At 73.0% G+C, this 18,535-nt stretch carries 13 protein-coding genes; all 13 read right to left on the reverse strand.

Annotated features, from left to right (window positions below):
* Nucleotides 1–9 precede the first annotated feature (9 nt).
* The 13 genes from ACFU97_RS41130 to ACFU97_RS41190 all read right to left on the reverse strand — a co-directional run bounded on the left by ACFU97_RS41130 (nucleotide 10) and on the right by ACFU97_RS41190 (nucleotide 18,252).
* Nucleotides 10–759 (reverse strand): sulfite exporter TauE/SafE family protein, encoded by a 750-nt coding sequence (locus ACFU97_RS41130; RefSeq protein WP_384267050.1) that lies wholly within the window; start codon nucleotides 757–759, stop codon nucleotides 10–12.
* Nucleotides 756–2,483, reverse strand: coding sequence for a rhodanese-like domain-containing protein (locus ACFU97_RS41135; protein ID WP_384267053.1), 1,728 nt, complete (start codon nucleotides 2,481–2,483; stop codon nucleotides 756–758). The genes ACFU97_RS41130 and ACFU97_RS41135 overlap by 4 nt, the downstream gene beginning before the upstream one ends.
* A 176-nt stretch (nucleotides 2,484–2,659) precedes the next feature.
* Nucleotides 2,660–4,171 carry a serine/threonine-protein kinase gene (locus ACFU97_RS41140; RefSeq protein ID WP_384267056.1) on the reverse strand — a complete coding sequence of 504 codons (1,512 nt, stop codon included), beginning with the start codon at nucleotides 4,169–4,171 and terminating at the stop codon, nucleotides 2,660–2,662.
* Between the two features lie 140 nt (nucleotides 4,172–4,311).
* Nucleotides 4,312–5,691, reverse strand: coding sequence for a D-inositol-3-phosphate glycosyltransferase (gene mshA / locus ACFU97_RS41145; protein WP_384267058.1), 1,380 nt, complete (start codon nucleotides 5,689–5,691; stop codon nucleotides 4,312–4,314).
* Complete coding sequence (locus tag ACFU97_RS41150; protein ID WP_384267061.1) at nucleotides 5,688–6,386, reverse strand: formate dehydrogenase accessory sulfurtransferase FdhD; 699 nt, start codon at nucleotides 6,384–6,386, stop codon at nucleotides 5,688–5,690. The genes mshA and ACFU97_RS41150 overlap by 4 nt, the downstream gene beginning before the upstream one ends.
* Nucleotides 6,387–6,388: 2 nt before the next feature.
* Complete coding sequence (locus ACFU97_RS41155; RefSeq protein ID WP_384267064.1) at nucleotides 6,389–7,771, reverse strand: L-serine ammonia-lyase; 1,383 nt, start codon at nucleotides 7,769–7,771, stop codon at nucleotides 6,389–6,391.
* Nucleotides 7,772–7,934: 163 nt separating this feature from the next.
* Entirely contained in the window at nucleotides 7,935–8,438 is a 504-nt protein-coding gene (gene gcvH, locus ACFU97_RS41160; RefSeq protein ID WP_384267067.1) for a glycine cleavage system protein GcvH, read from the reverse strand.
* Nucleotides 8,435–9,616 carry an NAD(P)/FAD-dependent oxidoreductase gene (locus tag ACFU97_RS41165; RefSeq protein WP_384267070.1) on the reverse strand — a complete coding sequence of 394 codons (1,182 nt, stop codon included), beginning with the start codon at nucleotides 9,614–9,616 and terminating at the stop codon, nucleotides 8,435–8,437. The genes gcvH and ACFU97_RS41165 overlap by 4 nt, the downstream gene beginning before the upstream one ends.
* Before the next feature lie 196 nt (nucleotides 9,617–9,812).
* The gene (locus ACFU97_RS41170) at nucleotides 9,813–12,758 is read right to left on the reverse strand and encodes a SpoIIE family protein phosphatase (protein WP_384267073.1); all 2,946 of its coding nucleotides are present in this window, start codon (nucleotides 12,756–12,758) and stop codon (nucleotides 9,813–9,815) included.
* A 73-nt stretch (nucleotides 12,759–12,831) separates the two neighbouring features.
* Nucleotides 12,832–13,965 (reverse strand): aromatic ring-hydroxylating dioxygenase subunit alpha, encoded by a 1,134-nt coding sequence (locus ACFU97_RS41175; RefSeq protein WP_384267076.1) that lies wholly within the window; start codon nucleotides 13,963–13,965, stop codon nucleotides 12,832–12,834.
* Between the two features lie 50 nt (nucleotides 13,966–14,015).
* Nucleotides 14,016–16,463, reverse strand: coding sequence for an FAD-dependent oxidoreductase (locus tag ACFU97_RS41180; protein ID WP_384267079.1), 2,448 nt, complete (start codon nucleotides 16,461–16,463; stop codon nucleotides 14,016–14,018).
* A gap of 35 nt (nucleotides 16,464–16,498) precedes the next feature.
* Nucleotides 16,499–17,170, reverse strand: a complete 672-nt coding sequence (locus ACFU97_RS41185) for an MBL fold metallo-hydrolase (RefSeq protein WP_384267081.1) — start codon at nucleotides 17,168–17,170, stop codon at nucleotides 16,499–16,501.
* Nucleotides 17,167–18,252, reverse strand: coding sequence for an S-(hydroxymethyl)mycothiol dehydrogenase (locus tag ACFU97_RS41190; RefSeq protein WP_384267084.1), 1,086 nt, complete (start codon nucleotides 18,250–18,252; stop codon nucleotides 17,167–17,169). Before ACFU97_RS41190 ends, ACFU97_RS41185 begins: the two co-directional genes overlap by 4 nt.
* Between the last annotated feature and the right edge of the window lie 283 nt (nucleotides 18,253–18,535).

The following is an 18,535-nucleotide window of genomic DNA, read 5'->3' on the forward strand; positions in this document are numbered from 1 at the left end:
CGACCGCGCTCACACCGCCGACCCGATCAGCATGAGCCCCGCCACACCCAGCAGGGCGACGGCGAAGATCCGTTGGAGCGACTGGCCCGAGATCTTCTTGGCGAGGCGGCGGCCGTCCCAGGCGCCGAGGATCGCGGCCCCGACGAACGGTCCCACGACGCCCCAGTCGATCCCCTCGGCCGTACCCGCACGCAGCGCGAGCGCGGCGACGGAGTTGACGGTGATGACCAGCAGGCTCGTGCCCACCGCCGTCCGCATCCGCAGGCCGAGGACGTTCACCAGGGCCGGTACGGCGAGGAATCCACCACCCACCCCGAGGACACCGGTGACCGCGCCGAGCCCGGCTCCCGCTGCGGCGGCACGGCCGGGCCGTATCGCACGAGCGGGATCGGCGGGCGAGAGCCGCGGGCGCAGCATCCGTACCGCCGCCACCAGTGCGACCACGGCAAAGGCCGCCGTCAGCACCGCGGCCGGCAGCCGTGCCGCCAGCAGCCCGCCGAGCATGGCCGGCACGACGCCCGCGGCCGCGAACAGCAGCCCGGTGCGCCAGCGGACGTTCCCCTCACGCGCGTGCGCGGGCAGCGCGGTGGCGGTGGTGAGGGCCACGATGATCAGGGCGGCGGTGGTGGCCGCGACCGGGGTGAAACCGAGGAGATAGATCAGCGCGGGGACGGCGAGGACGCTGCCACCGCCCCCGAGCGCGCCGAGCGCCAGTCCGATGACGGCCCCGGACAGCAGGGCGAGGACGACGACGCTCACGCAATCGTCCCGCTCTCGCCGCGCTCGTCCACCACGGGCAGTCCGAGACGGTCCCAGGCGCGCATGCCGCCGATCACGTCGACCGCGTCGGCGCCGCGCGCGACCAGCAGCTCGGCCGCGTGCCGGGAACGGTTGCCCGACCGGCACACGACCACCAGAGACCGGCCCGCCACCCGCTCGGGCAGCGACCCGCCCGCCTCCAGCGCGGAGAGCGGCACATGGACCGCACCCGGTGCGTGGCCCGCCTGCCATTCGTACGTCTCACGGACGTCCAGCAGTACGACGTCGTCGGCCGCCGTGGCGCCGGCCGCGTGCCCGGTGCGCTCCGCGGCCTCCTGTGCCTCTGCCCGGCCGGCCGCGCGGCGGGCGACGGTGAGGCCCGCCTGCTCTGCCGCGCCGAAGGAGTCGTCGACGGCGACGACGTCCCGGCCCGCGGCGTCCAGAAGGGAAGCGGCGATGCCGGCGCGCATACCGCCGGCGCAGTGCACCCAGACCTGGCCGTCCGGCACCTCGGCGAGCCGCCCGCGCAGCTCGTGGATGGGGATGTGGACGGAGTCGGTCACGAAGCCACCGGCCCGCTCGGAGTCACGCCGGACGTCGAGGACGACCACGTGCCCTCCCCGGCGGCGCTCCGCCAGATCGGCGAACGTGCCGCGCGGGAAGGAGCCGGGGGTCTCGCCGGCACGCAGCCAGTCGGACGGACCGCCGGTGGCCGCGGCGGCCGGGCGATCGATACCGACCCGGGTCAACTCGCGCTGTGCGTAGCGGAGTTGATCGGCCGATTCGGCGAGCAACGTGACCGCCTTGCCCCACGGGATCAGCCAGGCCAGGTAGGTGGCGAGCTGGCCCGCGGCCTCGAAGTTGAAGGAGCCCGCGACATGGCCCTCGGCGAAGGCGACCCGGCTGCGCAGGTCCACGACCCACTCCCCCGCCGCCAGGCGCTCGGCGATCTCGTCGGCGTCGGCGAGGGCGGGCGGGGTGAGGTCGACGGGCGCGGGGCCGGCGGCGTTGGCCGGGGCCATGTGCGTGTAGTAGGCGGGGATGTCGTCCAGGCCGGCCAGCAGTTCGGCCACGAAGGTGTCCACGTCGCGGGTCAGGGCGGCGTTGGACGCCTTCTCCTTGCCGATGGTGGTCTCGCTGCCCTCGGCCTGGGACGAGGAGCAGAAGCTGCCGAAGCCGTGGGTGGGCAGCACGGCCGTCTCGTCGGGCAGCTCGGCGGCGAGGCGGTGCGCGGAGGCGTGCTGGGCGCGGGCGAGGCGCTCGGTCAGCCGCGGCTCGACCAGGTCGGGGCGGCCGACGGTGCCGATGAGCAGCGCGCCGCCGGTGAAGACCGCGACCGCGGTGCCGTTCTCCTCCAGGACGTAGGAGGTGTGGTGCGGGGTGTGGCCGGGCGTCGCCACGGCGCGCAGGGCCAGGCCGTCGGCGGCGTCGACCTCGGCGCGGTCGCCGTCGGTGACGGGTACGCGCTCGAAGGACACCCGGGCCCCGGCGGGCACGAGGTAGTCGGCGCCCGTGAGCCGGGCGAGCTCCAGGCCGCCGGAGACGTAGTCGTTGTGCAGGTGGGTCTCGACCACCTGGGATATCCGCACTCCACGCCGTGCCGCCGCCGCGATCACCTGCTCGACGTCCCGCGGCGGATCCACCGCCACGGCCGTGCGCGCACCGCCCGCCAGATAGCTGCGGTTGCCGAGGCCGGCCACCTCGATCGTGTCGACGAAGAACACGACGTACTCCCTTCCGCTGGAGATTACCCCTGGGGGTATACCTTCGACGCCTTCGACGGTAGCACGAGTACCCCCGGGGGTATATTTGAAGACCGAACGAAGGCAGGACAGTGCCAAGGAGGAAGGCAGAAAAATGGCAGGTGGGAATAGGTGACCCGACGCCCGTGGGTCGTCGCTCAGCCGCGCTTTGCGGTGAACCCGTCCCTGACGGCGTCGAAGACCGGGCGGTACCTGTCCCAGCGGGCGGCCGGGGCCGAGAGGTAGATGTCGTACTCGCGCCCGCCGGCGGTGCCGTAGCCGAGGTCGACGGCGCGGAACAGGCGGGCCCGGCCGTGGAAGGTGAAGTCCCACACGACCGCCGGCTGGCCCCTGAAGTCGGTCTCCTGCATGCGCAGCCTGCGGTACGTCGGGTAGTTGGCCTTGGTGTTGGCCTCGATGTCCTTGAAGTGCCCGACGGGGTGCGCGCCCGCGGGGTCCACCATGCCGACGGTGACGCCGGCCAGGCCGGTCGGGTCGGCGTAGGTGACCTCGTCGTCGCTCGACCCCTTCTTCTTCTTCCAGCCGTCCGGCACCGGGAAGGCGGCATCGAGCTGCGCGTCGCGGACGAGGTGGTGACCGGCGGGCAGCGGCGAGGGCGAGACGGACGGGGAGGACGGGCCGGTCTCGGCACCGTCGCGGCCCGCCTGGTGCGAGGCCGTGGCGAGGGTGGCGGCCGCGGCGGCCGCCGCCAGGACGGTCGCGGTGGTCACGAGGACGCGGCGCTTGGGCCTGCGCGCCCGCTTCGGCGCCGCTGCCGGCACCACCTGGCGCGTACCCTCCGGGGCCACCTGGCGCGCCCCCTCCGCGGCCGCAGCCACGACCGTCGGCCGGACCTCCGACCCGATCGCACGCAGTGCCTGTTCCGTCTGCTCCGCCGTCGGCCGGTCCGCCGGGTCCTTCGACAGCAGCGCCTCGACGAGCGGGCCCAGGGAACCGGCCTGCCGCATCGGCCGAGGCGGGTCGACGGCGACGGCGTACGCGGTCTCCATGGCGGTGTCACGGCGGTACGGCAGGTGGCCCTCCACCGCCTGGTACAGCGTCGCGCCCAGCGACCACAGGTCGGAGGCCGGGCCGGGCCTCAGGCCGCGGACCCGTTCCGGGGCCATGAAGTCGATGGAGCCGATCATCTCCCCGGTCTGGGTGAGCGTGGAGGTCCCGGCGGTCTGCGCGATGCCGAAGTCGGTCAGGACGACCCGGCCGTCGGCGCCGAGCAGGACGTTGCCGGGCTTGATGTCGCGGTGCAGGACGCCGACGGCGTGCGCGGCGCGTACGGCCGAGATCACGCCGAGGCCGACGCGTGCCGCCTCCGCGGGCGCCAGGGTGCGGCCGTCGGCGAGGGCGTCGCCGAGGGTGCCGGCGGAGACGTACTCCATGACGATGCACGGCTGGCCGTCGTCGTCGACGACGTCATGGACGACGACCACGTTGGGGTGCGTGATCCGGGCCGCACTGCGCGCCTCGCGGCGGATGCGCTCGTAGAGCGTGGTGACCTCGGCGGCGGACAGGTGCGGCGGCGTGTGCAGCCGCTTGAGCGCGACCTGGCGGGCGAGCTGCACGTCCTCGGCGCGCCACACGGCGCCCATACCGCCGCGGCCGACGAGTTCGACGAGCCGGTAGCGCCCGGCGACGAGCCGCCCTTCGTCCGACACTGCTTCGCCCTCCGAACCCTGCTCAGTCCCCCTGCACATCACCAAGCCATGCACACTAACCGAATTTGTCGACAAGACGATTCATGGGCTTGTGCTTGGCCGATTAATCGCGGGGTCCAGGCGGTCGGCCGTGACAAAGGTCATGCGGGAGGCCGCACGCCACAGTCACGCGCCTGGGAGACACGTAGGCGGCGTTCACGCATGGCCGCCGCGTACACCCCCGCCGTCGCCAGCGCCGCCGTGTCCCAGCCGAAGGAGCGGGCGTGGTGGGCGGCGGTGTGGCCCATGCGGGCGGAGAGGTGTGGGGCGTCGGCGAAGGTGAGGAGGGCGCGGGCGTAGTCCGCCGGGTCGTGGCCGGGGACGAGGATGCCGCTCGCGCCGTCGCGTACGGCCACCGGCAGGCCGCCGACCTCGGCCGCGATCACCGGGGTGCCGCAGGCCTGCGCCTCGACGGCGACCAGGCCGAAGGACTCGCTGTAGGAGGGCATGACCAGGACGGACGCCGACCGGAACCAGTCGGCCAGCCGGTCCTGGCCGACCGGCGGCCGGAAGCGCACGACGTCGGAGATGCCGAGCGCCGCCGCCAGCTTCTGCAGGCCCTCGGGACGGGCCAGGCCGCTGCCGCTCGGGCCGCCCACGACCGGGACCGCGATCCGCTCCCGCATCGACGGCCGCTCCTGGAGCAGCCGGGCCACCGCGCGCAGCAGGACGTCCGGAGCCTTGAGTGGCTGGATGCGGCCTGCGAAGAGCGGGATCAGGGCGTCCTGCGGGAGCCCGAGGCGGGCGCGGGCCGCCGCGCGGCCGGCCTCGATGCCGGCCGGGTCGGGGCGGAACCGCTCCAGGTTGACGCCGGGGTGGACGACCGCGACCCGTGCACGGTCGGCGTCGTAGTGGTGCAGGAGTTCCTCGGCCTCGCTCTCCGTGTTCGCTATCAAACGGTCGGCTGCGCAGGCGACTTGGTTCTCGCCGAGCACGCGGGCGGCGGGCTCCGGGGTGTCGCCGTCGGCGAGGCTGGCGTTCTTGACCTTGGCCATGGTGTGCATGGCATGGACGAGGGGCGCGCCCCAGCGCTCGGATGTCAGACGGCCTACGTGGCCCGAGAGCCAGTAGTGGGAGTGGATCAGGTCGTAGTGACCGGGGCGGTGCGCGGCCCACGCCTGCGTCACGCCATGGGTGAAGGCGCAGAGCTGGGTGGGCAGGTTCTCCTTGGCCAGGCCCTCGTACGGGCCGGCGTCGATGTGGCGGACGACGACACCCGGGGCCAGTTCCACGGTCGGCGGGAGTGCGGCGGACGTGGTCCGGGTGAAGATCTCCACCTCGATACCGAGGTCTGCGAGGCGCTGCGCGAGTTCGACGATGTAGACGTTCATGCCGCCCGCGTCGCCCGTGCCGGGCTGGTGCAGGGGGGAAGTGTGTACGGAGACCATGGCCACGCGGCGGGGGCGGCCCTCTGCGCCCGACGGGTGGGAAAGGGGCGAGCCGACGGATGTGACGGGGGCGAGCGTCGCGAGGCGGGTCACGCTGTGGCCTCGGCCGTCGTGTCGATGCGTTCTTCGCCCGCGTACACGTTCATGGAGTCGCCGCGCAGGAAGCCGACGAGCGTGAGGCCGGTCTCCGCCGCCAGGTCGACCGCGAGCGAGGACGGGGCCGAGACCGCCGCCAGTATCGGGATGCCTGCCATGACCGCCTTCTGCGCGAGTTCGAAGGAGGCCCGCCCCGAGACGAGCAACCCGCAGCGTGACAGCGGTAGTTGGCCGGAACGGAGTGCGCGGCCGACCAGTTTGTCGACGGCGTTGTGGCGGCCGACGTCCTCCCGTACGTCCAGCAGCTCGCCCTCGGGCGAGAACAGCGCGGCGGCGTGCAGGCCCCCGGTTCGGTCGAACACCCGCTGTGCGGCCCTGAGTTGGTCGGGGAGGGTGGCCAGCAGGGCGGGAGTGATCCGGACCCGTGGAGTGTCGGCGACGGGCCAACGCGCCGTCGTACGGACGGCGTCCAGGCTCGCCTTGCCGCACAGTCCGCAGGAGGACGTGGTGTAGACGTTGCGCTCGAGCGTGATGTCGGGCAGCGGCACGCCGGGCGTGCGCATGGTGATGGCCAGCGGGCGTCCGCTCAGGCGGATCTCCAGCGGCTCCTCCGCGACCAGGGTGTCGGCGCGGGCGTCGACCCGGCCGTCCCTGATCCGCAGCACACGGCGTCTCTCGGTGACTCGTCCCATGGTCAGCACTCGATGACGTTGACGGCGAGTCCGCCGCGCGCCGTCTCCTTGTACTTGACCTTCATGTCGGCGCCGGTCTCCTTCATCGTCTTGATGACCTTGTCCAGGGAGACGTGGTGGCGTCCGTCGCCGCGCAGGGCCATCTTGGCGGCCGTGACCGCCTTGACCGCGGCCATGCCGTTGCGCTCGATGCACGGGATCTGCACCAGGCCGCCGACCGGGTCGCAGGTCAGGCCGAGGTTGTGCTCCATGCCGATCTCGGCGGCGTTCTCCACCTGTTCGGGAGAGCCGCCGAGCACCTCCGCCAGCGCTCCGGCCGCCATCGAGCAGGCAGAGCCGACCTCGCCCTGGCAGCCGACCTCCGCGCCGGAGATCGACGCGTTCTCCTTGAAGAGCATGCCGATCGCGCCCGCGGCGAGCAGGAAGCGGACCACTCCGTCCTCGTCCGCGCCGGGCACGAAGTTGATGTAGTAGTGCAGGACCGCGGGGATGATGCCGGCCGCGCCGTTCGTGGGGGCGGTGACCACCCGGCCGCCCGCCGCGTTCTCCTCGTTCACCGCCATCGCGTAGAGCGTGATCCATTCCATCGCGTGCGCCAACGGGTCGCCCTCGGCGCGGAGTTGGCGCGCGGACACGGCGGCCCGGCGCCGTACCTTCAGACCGCCGGGGAGGATGCCCTCGCGGGACAGGCCGCGCGTCACGCACGCCTGCATGACCCGCCAGATCTCCAGCAGCCCCGCGCGGATCTCGTCCTCGGTGCGCCAGGCGCGCTCGTTCTCCAGCATCAGCGCGGAGATCGACAGACCCGTCTCCTTCGTCAGGCGCAGCAGCTCGTCGCCCGTACGGAAGGGGTACTTGAGCACCGTGTCGTCGAGCTTGATGCGGTCCGCGCCGACCGCGTCCTCGTCGACGACGAAGCCGCCGCCGACCGAGTAGTACGTCTTCTCCAGCAGCGGCACGCCGTCGGCGTCGTAGGCGAAGAGGGTCATGCCGTTGGCGTGGTAGGGCAGTGATCGCCTTCTGTGCAGCACCAGTTGGGACGGGACGTCGAAGTCGATCTCATGTGCCGGGCCGATCTCGGCGCCCAGGAGACGGATGCGCCCGGTGCTGCGGATCCGCTCGACGTCGAGGTCGGCCTGGGCGACGTCGACCGTGTGCGGCTCGTTGCCCTCCAGGCCGAGGAGGACCGCCTTCGGGGTGCCGTGGCCGTGCCCGGTCGCACCGAGTGAGCCGAACAACTCCGCTCGTACGGCGGTGGTTTGGGCGAGGACGCCGTCCTGCTTCAGCCGGGCGACGAACATCCCGGCGGCGCGCATCGGGCCGACGGTGTGCGAGCTGGACGGTCCGATACCGATGGAGAACAGGTCGAAGACGCTGATTGCCACGCCATGCTCCGTGGGATTGGCGAGACGTGCCGGGTGTCGACGGCACGCCTGTGCGGGCGAGTTGTCGGGGAGGGGCTAGAGCCTCGGGAAGGGCCAGAGCGTCGGGAGGGCCGGGGCCCCGGAAAGGGCGAGGGTCGCCCCGGGTGGGGCCGATGCGCGTGGGTCAGGGGCGATCTCCCCGGGTGCGATCTCCCCCGGCGTGGGCTCCCCGGGTGTGGGCGCAGTGCGCGGCGTACGCGTCGGCGGACAGGGCGCCGGCGATGTTCTCGACCCGCAGCCTGAACAGCCAGCCGACCGTGTAGGGGCCGTCGTTGACGACGCCGGGAGCGTCGGCGAGCTCGCGGTTGACCTCCAGGACCCGCCCGGTGGCGGGGGCGTACAGGCCGCCGGCGACGGTCCGTGAGGCGATCTCTCCGCAGCGCTCGCCCGCCTCGACCCAGGAGCCGACCTCCGGCAGCCGGAGGTGGACGACGTCTCCGAGGGCCTCGGCCGCGAACGCGGTAATGCCGACGGTGGCATCGCCCTCGTCCACCACCAGCCACTCGTGGTCCCAGGTGTAGCGCAGGTGCCGCGGAATGCCCGGGCCGCTCGCCCGCCGCGGAAGGCCCGGTCCGCCGTCCTGCCGCGGGTACGCGGAAGGCGCGGAGGCCGGGGACGCCGGCGTCATGAGACGACCGCCGCGGCGGCGGGGGTGAGGGTGCGCCGCAGGCGGTTGAAGACCTTGGGCTGGTTCAGGGAGAGCACGGCGGCGGGGTTGCCGTCGCGCAGGTAGACGGCGGTGAAGGTGCGGCTGTCGAGGTTGCCCTCGACGAGCTCGGGCCGGTCGCCGGGCGCGACGTGTCCGGCGACCTGGATGCGCACCTGGTACTGGTCGGACCAGAAGTACGGCGCGGTGACCCGACCGGGCGCGGACTCCCCGGTGAGCAGCGTGCGCGCGGCGGTCTTCGCCTGCTCGGTGGCGCTGGTCCAGTGCTCGATGCGGGCGTGCCGTCCGGTGAAGGGGTTGGGGCAGCGGGCGACGTCGCCGACGGCGACCACACCGGGGACGGTGCTCGCGCCGCCGACGTCGCAGACCACGCCGTCGTCCACCTGTACGCCGGAGCCGGCGAGCCAGTCGGTGGCGGGCCGTACCCCCACCCCGACCACGACGATGTCGGCGGGCAGCACGCGCCCGTCCGCGAGGCGCACACCGGTGACGCGGTCCTCGCCGACGAGTCCGGCCACGCCGGTCCCGCGCAGCAGGCGCACCCCGTGATCGCTGTGCAGCGAGGAGCACACCAGGCCCATCTCGCGCCCCAGTTGGCGCTCCAGAGGCACGTCGACGGCCTCGACGACGGTGACGTGGAGTCCGAGGCGGTGGGCGGTGGAGGCCACCTCGGCGCCGATGAATCCGGCGCCGATCACGACAACCCGGGGCAGGCCGTCGAGCAGTTCGGCGCGCAGGGCGCGGGCGTCGTCGAGGGTGCGCAGGGTGTGCACGCCGGCCAGCCCGTCCATGCCCGGGAGCAGCCGAGGGCTCGCGCCGGTCGCGACGACGACCGCGTCCGTGCGCAGCCGCCGCCCGCCCGACAGGGTGACGGAGCGGTCGGCGGGGTCCAGCCGCACGGCGCGCTCGCCGAGCATCCACTCCACCTGGAGGGCCTCGTACTCGTCCGCGTCGCCGAGCGCGAGCGCGTCGGCGTCGATGTCCCCCTTGAGGAAGCCCTTCGACAGGGGCGGGCGGTCGTAGGGGGTGTGGCGCTCCTCCCCCACGACGACGATCTCGCCGTCGTGACCCTGGGCGCGCAGCGCGCGGACCGTGCTCAGGCCGGCCAGCGACGCTCCGACGACGGTGATGGTCCTCATGCCGGGCTCCAGACGGGGTGATGTCTCGCACTGTCTCACATAGCACAACTACGCTCGCTATACGCAACATGGTTGAGGCGCGGTCCGGGGCTTGTCAAGGGAAGTACGGCAGGAGTTTCCGACCGCGCGGGGCGTTCCGTATCGCGCAACTCCCGCCGGATGGCAGCTCCCCGGGCGGCAGCCTTGCGACCTGGGGCTACACCGTCGGCTCGTCCCGCTGGTCCAGGAGCATGTCACCGAGTGCTTCGCCGAACTCGCCCGGTTCGGCGACCACGGACTGCTCGCTCCAGATGACCTTGCCGCGGGCGGTGTACCGCGTTCCCCAGCGGCGGGCGAACTGGGCCACCAGGAACAGGCCCCGGCCGCCCTCGTCGGTGGTGGCCGCCCGGCGCAGATGCGGGGCGGTGCTGCTGCCGTCGGCGACCTCGCAGATCAGGCTGTCGCGGTCGTGCAGCAGCCGCAGACGGATCGGATCGCCGCCGTAGCGGACGGCGTTGGTGACCAGTTCACTGAGGATGAGTTCCGTGTTGAAGGCGATCTCGTCCAGTCCCCAGGACTCCAGGGTGCGGGCGCAGGCGGCGCGGACGGGGCCGATGGCTGCGGGGTCCTTGGGTACGTCCCACTCGGCGACCCGGTCCCGGGCCAGCAGACGGGTCTCGGCCACCAGGAGGGCGATGTCGTCGCCGGGACGGTCGGTCAGCAAGGCGTCGAGCACGGCCTGGCAGGTCTGTTCCGGGCTCAGGCCGGGCCGCGCCAGGGCGTCGCGCAGCAGGCCGAGGCCCACGTCGATGTCGCGGTCGCGGCCCTCGACGAGCCCGTCGGTGTACAGGGCGAGCCGCGAGCCCTCGGACAGGTCCAGTTCGGCCGTTTCGATCGGCAGCCCCGAGCCCAGTCCGAGCGGCGGTGAGACGGGGACGTCGGGGAAGGTGACGGTGCCGTCGGGGCGGACCAGGGCGGGGCCCGGATGACCGGCCCGGGCGATGCTGCACCGGCCGGTGACGGGGTCGTAGATCGCGAGCAGGCAGGTGGCGCCGGTGACGCCCGCGCCCGCCCCGTCGGAGCCGCGGCCCCATTCGACGCTTCGGCCCCCGTCTGCGCCACGGCCCTCGACGACACCGCGCGCGCCGGCGCCCCCACCCTCGTCCGCGTCACCTCCGCTCGGGCCCCCTTCCGCGCCACCCCCGCTCCCGCCCGTCCCGCTCCGGTCGGCCTCGGTCCCGCTCCGGTCGGCCTCAGCCTCGGTCTCGCTCCCGGTCTCGGTCTCGGTCTCCGTCTCGTCCATGTGGGCGACCAACTCGTCCAGATGGCCGAGGAGTTCGTCGGGGGCCAGGTCCAGGGCGCAGAAGTTGTGCACCACGGTGCGCAGGCGGCCCATGGTCGCGGCGGCGTGCAGGCCGTGGCCGACGACGTCCCCGACGACCAGCGCGACGCGGGCCCCGGGCAGCGGTATCACGTCGAACCAGTCCCCGCCCACGCCCGCCTGCGCGGGCAGATAGCGGAAGGCCACCTCCAGCGCCGACTGCTCGGGCAGGGCGCGCGGCAGCAGGCTGCGCTGGAGCGTGACCGCCATGGTGTGCTCGCGGGTGTAACGGCGGGCGTTGTCGATGGCGACGGCCGCGCGGGCGGCCAGTTCCTCGGCGAAGGCCAGGTCCTCCTCCGTGAAGGCGCCCTGGTCCGAGCGCCAGAAGTCGACCATGCCGAGCACCGTGCCGCGGGCCTGCAACGGCACGCTGATCAGCGAGTGGATGCCGAACTCCAGGGCGCGCCGCGCCCGTTCGGCAACGTGCCCCTGCCAGCCCGGTGCGGTGCGCAGATCGGGCTCCAGCACGCCGCGGCCGGTCTCCAGCACCTGCGCCTGCGGGGTCGGCGGCAGGAAGGTGATCACCTCCTGCGCCGGGTACAGCGGGTGGTCGTCCCGGACGCCGCGCACGGCGACCCGGTGCATCCCCGGCGGCGCCCCGCCGGGTTCCTCGCCCCGGCGGACCGCGTCCAGCAGTTCGACCGTGGCGTAGTCGGCGAAGCGGGGCACGGCCGTCTCCGCCAACTCCTCGGCGGTGCGCACCACATCGAGGGTGGTGCCGATCCGTACGCCTGCGTCGTAGAGGAGATGCAGCCGGGCCCGCGCCATCTGGGCCCTGCCCGCGAGCGCGCGCAGCTCGGTGGTGTCGCGGAACGTCGCCACGCATCCGGCCGGCTCTCCCTGCGGGGCGGTCGGCCGTACGTTGGCCGCCAGCAGCCGCTCCCCGGCCAGCAGCACCACGTCGGTGGCCGGCCGGCCCGAGGTCAGCAGGGTGGTGGTGCGGGGGGCGAGGCCGAGCTCGGAGACCGGGCGGCCGACCACGTTCTCGGGCAGGTCCAGCAGCCGGCTCGCCTCGTCGTTTGCCAGCAACAGCCGGCCCTCGCCGCTCACGACGAGCACGCCCTCGCGCACCGCGTGCAGCACCGCGTCGTGGTGCTCGTACATGCGGGTCATCTCGGCCGGTTCCAGGCCGTGCGTCTGCCGGCGCAGCCGCCGGCTGACCAGCGCCGAGCCGCCCGCGACGAGCACCAGCCCGGCGGCGGCGGAGCTGAACAGCAGCGGCAGCTGCTGCATCACCTTGTGGTTGACGCTGTTGACCGTGATGCCCACGGACACCAGCCCGACGACCCTGCCGTCCGTGTCGAGGACGGGGACCATCGTGTCCACGGCCCGGCCCACCCCGGGGGTGTCGTAGGTGGCCTGGTGCACATGGCCGGCGAGGGCGTCGGAGTAGGAGCCGACGACGTGCTTGCCGATCAGGTTCGGGTCGGGGTGCGTCCAGCGGATGCCCGCCGGGCTGAACGCGATGATGTAGTTGACCCGCGACAGTCTCCGGGCCTCCTCGGCCCGGGGCTGCAGCACCGCGCTGGGATCCGCGGACTTCATCGCCGCCAGCGTCCCCGGCGCGTGGGCGAAGGTCTCGGCGCCGACGAGCGAGCGCTCGCGGGCCTCCTGCAGCGTGGAGCCGCGGGCCTGGAACACGAGTGCCGCCGCCGCGGCGACGAACAGCAGCGCGACGACGCCCAACTGGAGGAAGAAGACCTGTCCGGCGACGCTGTGCACGTTCGGCACGGACGGCAGGCGCGCCGGAGACCGGGACCGCCGGGATCTGGACATGGCCATATCTACAGTATTGACGCCCGCCCACCCGCCGGAGGGGCCGAACGGCGGGTGGACGGGCGGCCGGGGGCAGGGCTCAGCCGGCGGACGATGCGTCCAGCCTGCCCTGCAGCCAGGTGTGGAACTCGCCGATGTGGTGCTCGCTGGGCACCAGGACACCGCCCTTGGCGTACGCCCGGGAGCTCATCGCCGGCTGGGTGCGCTCGCACGCGTCGAAGTCCTGCTGGTTGACGCGGTGGAACAGCTCCACGGACCGGTCCACGTCCTTGCCGCTCTCGACGACGTGCGGCAGGTACAGCCAGTCGCACTCGACGATCGTGCGGTCATGCGCCACCGGGTACATCCGGTGGAAGATCACGTGGTCGGGCACGAGGTTGATGAACACCTGCGGCCGTACGGTGATCGCGTAGTAGCGGCGGTCCTGCTCGTCGCCGACCCCCGGGATGCGGTCCAGACCCTCGGAGCCGTCGACGGTGAAGCCCTGGACGTCCTCGCCGAACTCCGCGCCGTGGCCGACGTAGTACTGCGCGGCGTAGCCGTCCGCGAACTCCGGGAGCACCTCGGTGAGTTCGGGGTGGATCGTGGCGCAGTGGTAGCACTCCATGAAGTTCTCGATGATGAGCTTCCAGTTGGCCTTCACGTCGTAGGTGATACGGCGGCCGACGGAGAGGTTGCCGATGTCGTAGCGCTCGATCGACTCGACGTCTCCCAGGCGGGAGACCACGTCCCCGATGACCTCCTCCTCGAAGGAGGGCGGGTTCTCGGCCAGGCAGACCCAGACGTAGCCGAGCCATTCCCGTACATGAAGGCCGGCCAGGCCGTAGGCGGTCCGGTCGATGTCCGGCATCGAGGTCAGGTTGGGCGCGGCGACCAGCTTGCCATCCAGGCCGTACGTCCAGGCGTGGTACGGGCACTGGAAGGCCCGCTTGACCTCGCCGGACTCCTCCGTGCACAGCTTGGCGCCGCGGTGCCGGCAGATGTTGAGGAAGGCCCTGACCGAGCCGTCCCGGGAGCGGGAGACCAGCACGCTCTCCCGGCCCACCTGGACGGTGCGGAACTGGCCGGGCCTGGCCAGCTCCGAGGCGCGGACCACGCAGAACCACATGGTCTCGAAGACGTGCTCCTGCTCCCGTGCGAAAACCTCGGGATCGGTGTAGTACTCCCCGGGCAGCGTGGAGATGAGGCTGGGAGGCAGGTCCATCATGGTCATCAGGTCACCTTTGCGGGATGTGGGTCGGTGGCGGCGGCTCGGTGGCCGTTTCAGCGCCGGAGGCGGGACATCTCGGGGTCGAAGAGGGGCTCGGCGGCGGTGACGGCCGGGACCCTGGTGCCGAAGTACTCGATCTCCACCGGGGTTCCGGGGGTGGCGAGTTCGGCCGGCAGCCAGGCGTAGGCGATCGGCGCGTCGACGGTGTAGCCGTAGGCGGCGCTGGTCACGTAGCCGACCGGGCGGCCCTGGGCGTGGACCGGTTCGTGGCCCATGACCACCGAGTTCCGGTCCTGGACGACCAGGGCGGTCAGGCGCCGGGTGACCGTGTCGTCGCCGATCCCCTCCAGCGCCTGCTTGCCGGTGAAGTGCTCCTTGGAGCGGCGGACGGCGAAGCCGAGGCCGGCCTCGTAGGGGTTGTGCTCGGTGGTCATGTCGTGGCCCCAGGAGCGGTACCCCTTCTCCAGGCGCAGGCTGTTGAAGGCGCTGCGCCCGGCCGCGACGATCCCCAGCCGCTGCCCGGCCTGCCACAGGGTGTCCCACAGCTTGGCGCCGAGGTCGGCGGTGGTGTAGATCTCCCAGCCGAGTTCGCCGACGTAGCTCAGCCGCATCGCGGTGACCGGGACGTCGCCGATGCAGGCATGCTTGGCCTTGAAGTAGCCGAAGCCCCGGTGCGAGAAGTCGGTGTCGGTGAGCGGCTGGACGAGGTCGCGGGCGAGCGGGCCCCACACGCCCAGGCAGCAGGTGCCGGCGGTGATGTCGCGCACCTGCACCGATCCGTCGCCGTGCAGGCGCCGACGCAGCCAGTCCAGGTCGAGGTTGCCGTTGGCGCCGATCTGGAAGCGCTCGGTCTCCAGACGGGCGACGGTCAGGTCACTGCGGATGCCGCCCACGGCGTCGAGCAGCAGGGTGTAGGTGACCGAACCGACCGGCCTGTCCAGCCGGTTGGAGGTCAGCCGCTGCAGGAAGGCGAGGGCCTCGGGGCCGGTGACCTCCAGCCGCGTCAGCGGCGTCATGTCGTACAGGGCCACCCGCTCCCGGGTGACCAGGGCCTCGGCGCCCGCGATCGGAGACCAGTGGCGCGACGCCCAGGCGCCCCGGCCGGGGACGCGGGCCACCTCGGGCAGCGAGGCGTTGGCCTCGTACCACTGCGGGCGCTCCCAGCCGCCGCCCTCCAGGAAGACCGCGCCGAGGGCCTCCTGACGGGCGTGGAAGGGGCTGATCCGCAGCGGGCGCGGGGCCCCGGCCGGCTGGAGCGGGTGCAGGATGTCGTAGACCTCGACGAAGCTCTGGCAGCTGCGCTCGTGCACGTACGACGGTGCGAGCTGGACGTCCTCGAAGCGGTTGACGTCGCACGCGTGGACGTCGGTGCCGGGCCGGCCGTCGATCAGCCACTCGGCCATGGCCCTGGCCACGCCCGCGGAGTGGGTGACCCACACGGCCTCCGCCAGCCAGAAGCCCTGGACCGTCGGGGACTCGCCCATCAGCGGCATGCCGTCGGAGGTGAAGGAGAAGATGCCGTTGAAGCCCTCCTCGACCTTGGCGTCGGCCAGCGACGGCAGCAGGGCGAGGGAGTCGGCCCAGGCGCCCTCGAAGTCGGCCTCGGTGAAGGCGAGCGAGGACGGCATGGCGGCGTCGTGCGGGTGCGCCACGTCATCCAGCGAGACGGGCATCGGCCGGTGGGCGTAGGAGCCGATGCCGATGCGGTCGACGAGTTCGCGGTAGTAGAGGCCCGCGTCCTGGTTGCGCAGGATCGGCAGGGACGCCTGGGTGTGCTCGTCGTTGCGGCCCTCCAGCACGGGCAGGGCCGTGGTGCGGGCGTACTGGTGGGCCAGGGGCACCAGGGGCACCGGCTGCCCGACCATGCGGCCGATGCTCGGGCCCCAGAAGCCGGCGCAGGAGACGACGACGTCGGCCGGGAAGGTGCCCTGGTCGGTGACGACGGCGCTGACCCGGTCGCCGGTCGTCTCGATGCCCGTCACCGTGTGGTGGGCGAGGAACCGGGCGCCGCGGGCCATGGCCCGGCGGGCCTGCGCCTCGCCCGCGCGCAGCGCGTCGGCCAGGCCGTCGCTGGGGATGTGGAAGCCGCCCAGCACGCGGTCGGCGTCCAGCAGGGGGTGCAGAGCGGCGGACTCGCCGGGCGTCAGCAGCCGGCTGTCCACGCCCCAGGAGCTGAGCCAGCCGTGCCGGCGCTGGATCTCGGCCAGCCGCTCGGGGCTGGTGGCCACCTCCAGGCCGCCGACCTGGTTGAAGCACCACCGGCCGTCCAGGGTCAGCGAGTTGTACTTCTCGACGGTGTAGCGGGCGAACTCGGTCATCGTCTTGGACCCGCTGGTCTGGAAGACCAGTCCGGGGGCGTGCGAGGTGGAGCCGCCCGTGGCGAAGAGCGGGCCCTGCTCGAGGACGGTGACGTCCGTCCAGCCACGCGCCGTCAGCTCGTCGCCGAGCGCGCAGCCGACGATGCCGGCGCCGATGATGACCACCTTGGGCTGTGTCGCCATGGCCTTCCTCCAATTCGGTGGTGCGGGACGGGCGTTCAGTGGCCCCGGGCGATCCAGGCGCCGAGGTGGGGCGCCTCGGCGCCGATCGAGGTGGTGGCTCCGTGCCCGGTGTGGACGGCCGTCTCGGCGGGGAGGGTCAGCAGCCGGTCGCGGACGGAGGCGACGATCGTGCCGAAGTCGGAGTAGGAGCGGCCGGTGGCGCCGGGGTCGCCCTGGAAGAGGGTGTCGCCGGAGCACAGGGCGTCCAGCGCGGGCGCGTGGAGGCAGATCACGCCGGGCGAGTGGCCGGGGATGTGCAGCACGCGCAGCCGGACGCCGGCCACGGTCAGCTCCTCCTCGCCGACGAGCTCGCGGTAGCCGGGGGTCCGCGGGGCGTGTGCCGCCTTCCACTGCACCTCGTCGGCCGGGTGCAGCAGGATGGGCGCGCCGGTGCGGCGGGCCAGTTCGGGGGCGGCGTTGACGTGGTCGTTGTGGGCGTGGGTGCACACGATGGCGACCGGCCGGCGCTCTCCTACGGCCGCGGCGATCGCGTCGGCGACGGGGGTCCCACCGGGACGGAGCTCGTCGGAGTCGTGGGGGAGCGCGGCGTCGACGAACAGGACCTCGCCGTCGTCGCCGATGAGCCGGACGTTGTTGTCCACCTCCCAGCTGCCGCCGTCCAGTTGGAAGGCGCCGGAGGCGACCGGGTGCTCGATCCGGGCCGTCACAGGGCCACCACCGAGCGCAGAACCTCGCCGTGGCGCATCGTGGCGAAGGCGTCCTCGACCTCGTCCAGGGTGATCATCTCGGTGACGAAGCCGCCGAGGTCGAAGCGGCCCTGGAGGTAGAGGTCGATGAGGGCGGGGAAGTCGCGGGCCGGCAGACAGTCGCCGTACCAGGAGGACTTGAGCGCGCCGCCGCGGCCGAAGACGTCCAGCAGCGGCAGGTCGACGGTGTGGCCGGGGGTGGGGACGCCGACGAGGACGGCGGTGCCGGCCAGGTCGCGGGCGTAGAAGGCCTGCTGGAAGGTCTCGGGGCGGCCCACGGCGTCCACGACGACGTCGGCGCCGAAGCCGCCGGTGAGTTCCCGCACCGCCTCGACGGCATCCGCGCGGGAGGAGTCGACGGTGTCGGTGGCGCCGAACCGCTCGGCCCACTTCAGCTTCCGCTCGTCGACGTCGACGGCGATGATGCGGGAGGCTCCGGCGACCTTGGCGCCCGCGACGGCGGCCATGCCGACGCCGCCGCAGCCGATCACCGCGATCGAGTCGCCGCGGCCGACGCCGCCGGTGTGCACCGCGGCGCCGAAGCCAGCCATCACGCCGCAGCCGAGCAGGCCCGCCGCGGTGGCCGGTGCGGCCGGGTCGGCCTTGGTGCACTGGCCGGCGGCGACGAGGGTCTTCTCGGCGAACGCGCCGATGCCGAGGGCGGCGGTGAGCGGCGTGCCGTCGGCGAGCGTCATCGGCCGTCCGGCGTTGTGGGTGGCGAAGCAGTACCACGGCGTGCCCTTGCGGCAGGCACGGCAGGTGCCGCACACGGCACGCCAGTTGAGGACGACGAAGTCGCCGGGCGCGACCTCGGTGACGCCCTCGCCCACCGCCTCGACGACACCGGCGGCCTCGTGGCCGAGCAGGTAGGGGAACGCGTCGCCGATCCCGCCCTCGCGGTAGTGCAGATCGGTGTGGCAGACGCCGCAGGCCTGCACCTGGACCAGTGCCTCGCCCGGACCGGGGTCCGGCACCAGGACGGTCTCCACCGAGACCGGGGCGCCCTTGGTGCGGGCGACGGCGGCGCGTACCTCGTGTGTCACGGTCGAACTCCTCGTGAGGGGACGGCCGAAGGCGCTCCTCGGCCGGAGGTTCCGGATGTTCTGGATGTTCTGGATGGCGGGGCGGGGTGATCGCTCCCCGGGGCGAGGTGTGCCCGACGGCTCCGAGACCGGACCGCTAGTTGCGAGTTATGCAACTAGTATCACTATGAGCAACACTGAAACTGTGTTCCGCACGGGCGACCACTGTCAAGGGGGTGACGGGGGCGAATTTCACGCGATGTCGGCTCCCCGGACACGGACGGCGACATGCGGCGGCCGGCCC

It is taken from the genome of Streptomyces sp. NPDC057616 (assembly GCF_042800575.1).
Lineage (GTDB): Bacteria > Actinomycetota > Actinomycetes > Streptomycetales > Streptomycetaceae > Streptomyces.

Coding starts and splice junctions, on each gene's coding strand:
- ACFU97_RS41150 (WP_384267061.1), bottom strand. CDS start 6,386: ATGGGACGAGTCACCGAGAGACGCCGTGTGCTGCGGATCAGGGACGGC.
- gcvH (WP_384267067.1), bottom strand. CDS start 8,438: ATGACGCCGGCGTCCCCGGCCTCCGCGCCTTCCGCGTACCCGCGGCAG.
- ACFU97_RS41165 (WP_384267070.1), bottom strand. CDS start 9,616: ATGAGGACCATCACCGTCGTCGGAGCGTCGCTGGCCGGCCTGAGCACG.
- ACFU97_RS41170 (WP_384267073.1), bottom strand. CDS start 12,758: ATGGCCATGTCCAGATCCCGGCGGTCCCGGTCTCCGGCGCGCCTGCCG.
- ACFU97_RS41175 (WP_384267076.1), bottom strand. CDS start 13,965: ATGACCATGATGGACCTGCCTCCCAGCCTCATCTCCACGCTGCCCGGG.
- ACFU97_RS41180 (WP_384267079.1), bottom strand. CDS start 16,463: ATGGCGACACAGCCCAAGGTGGTCATCATCGGCGCCGGCATCGTCGGC.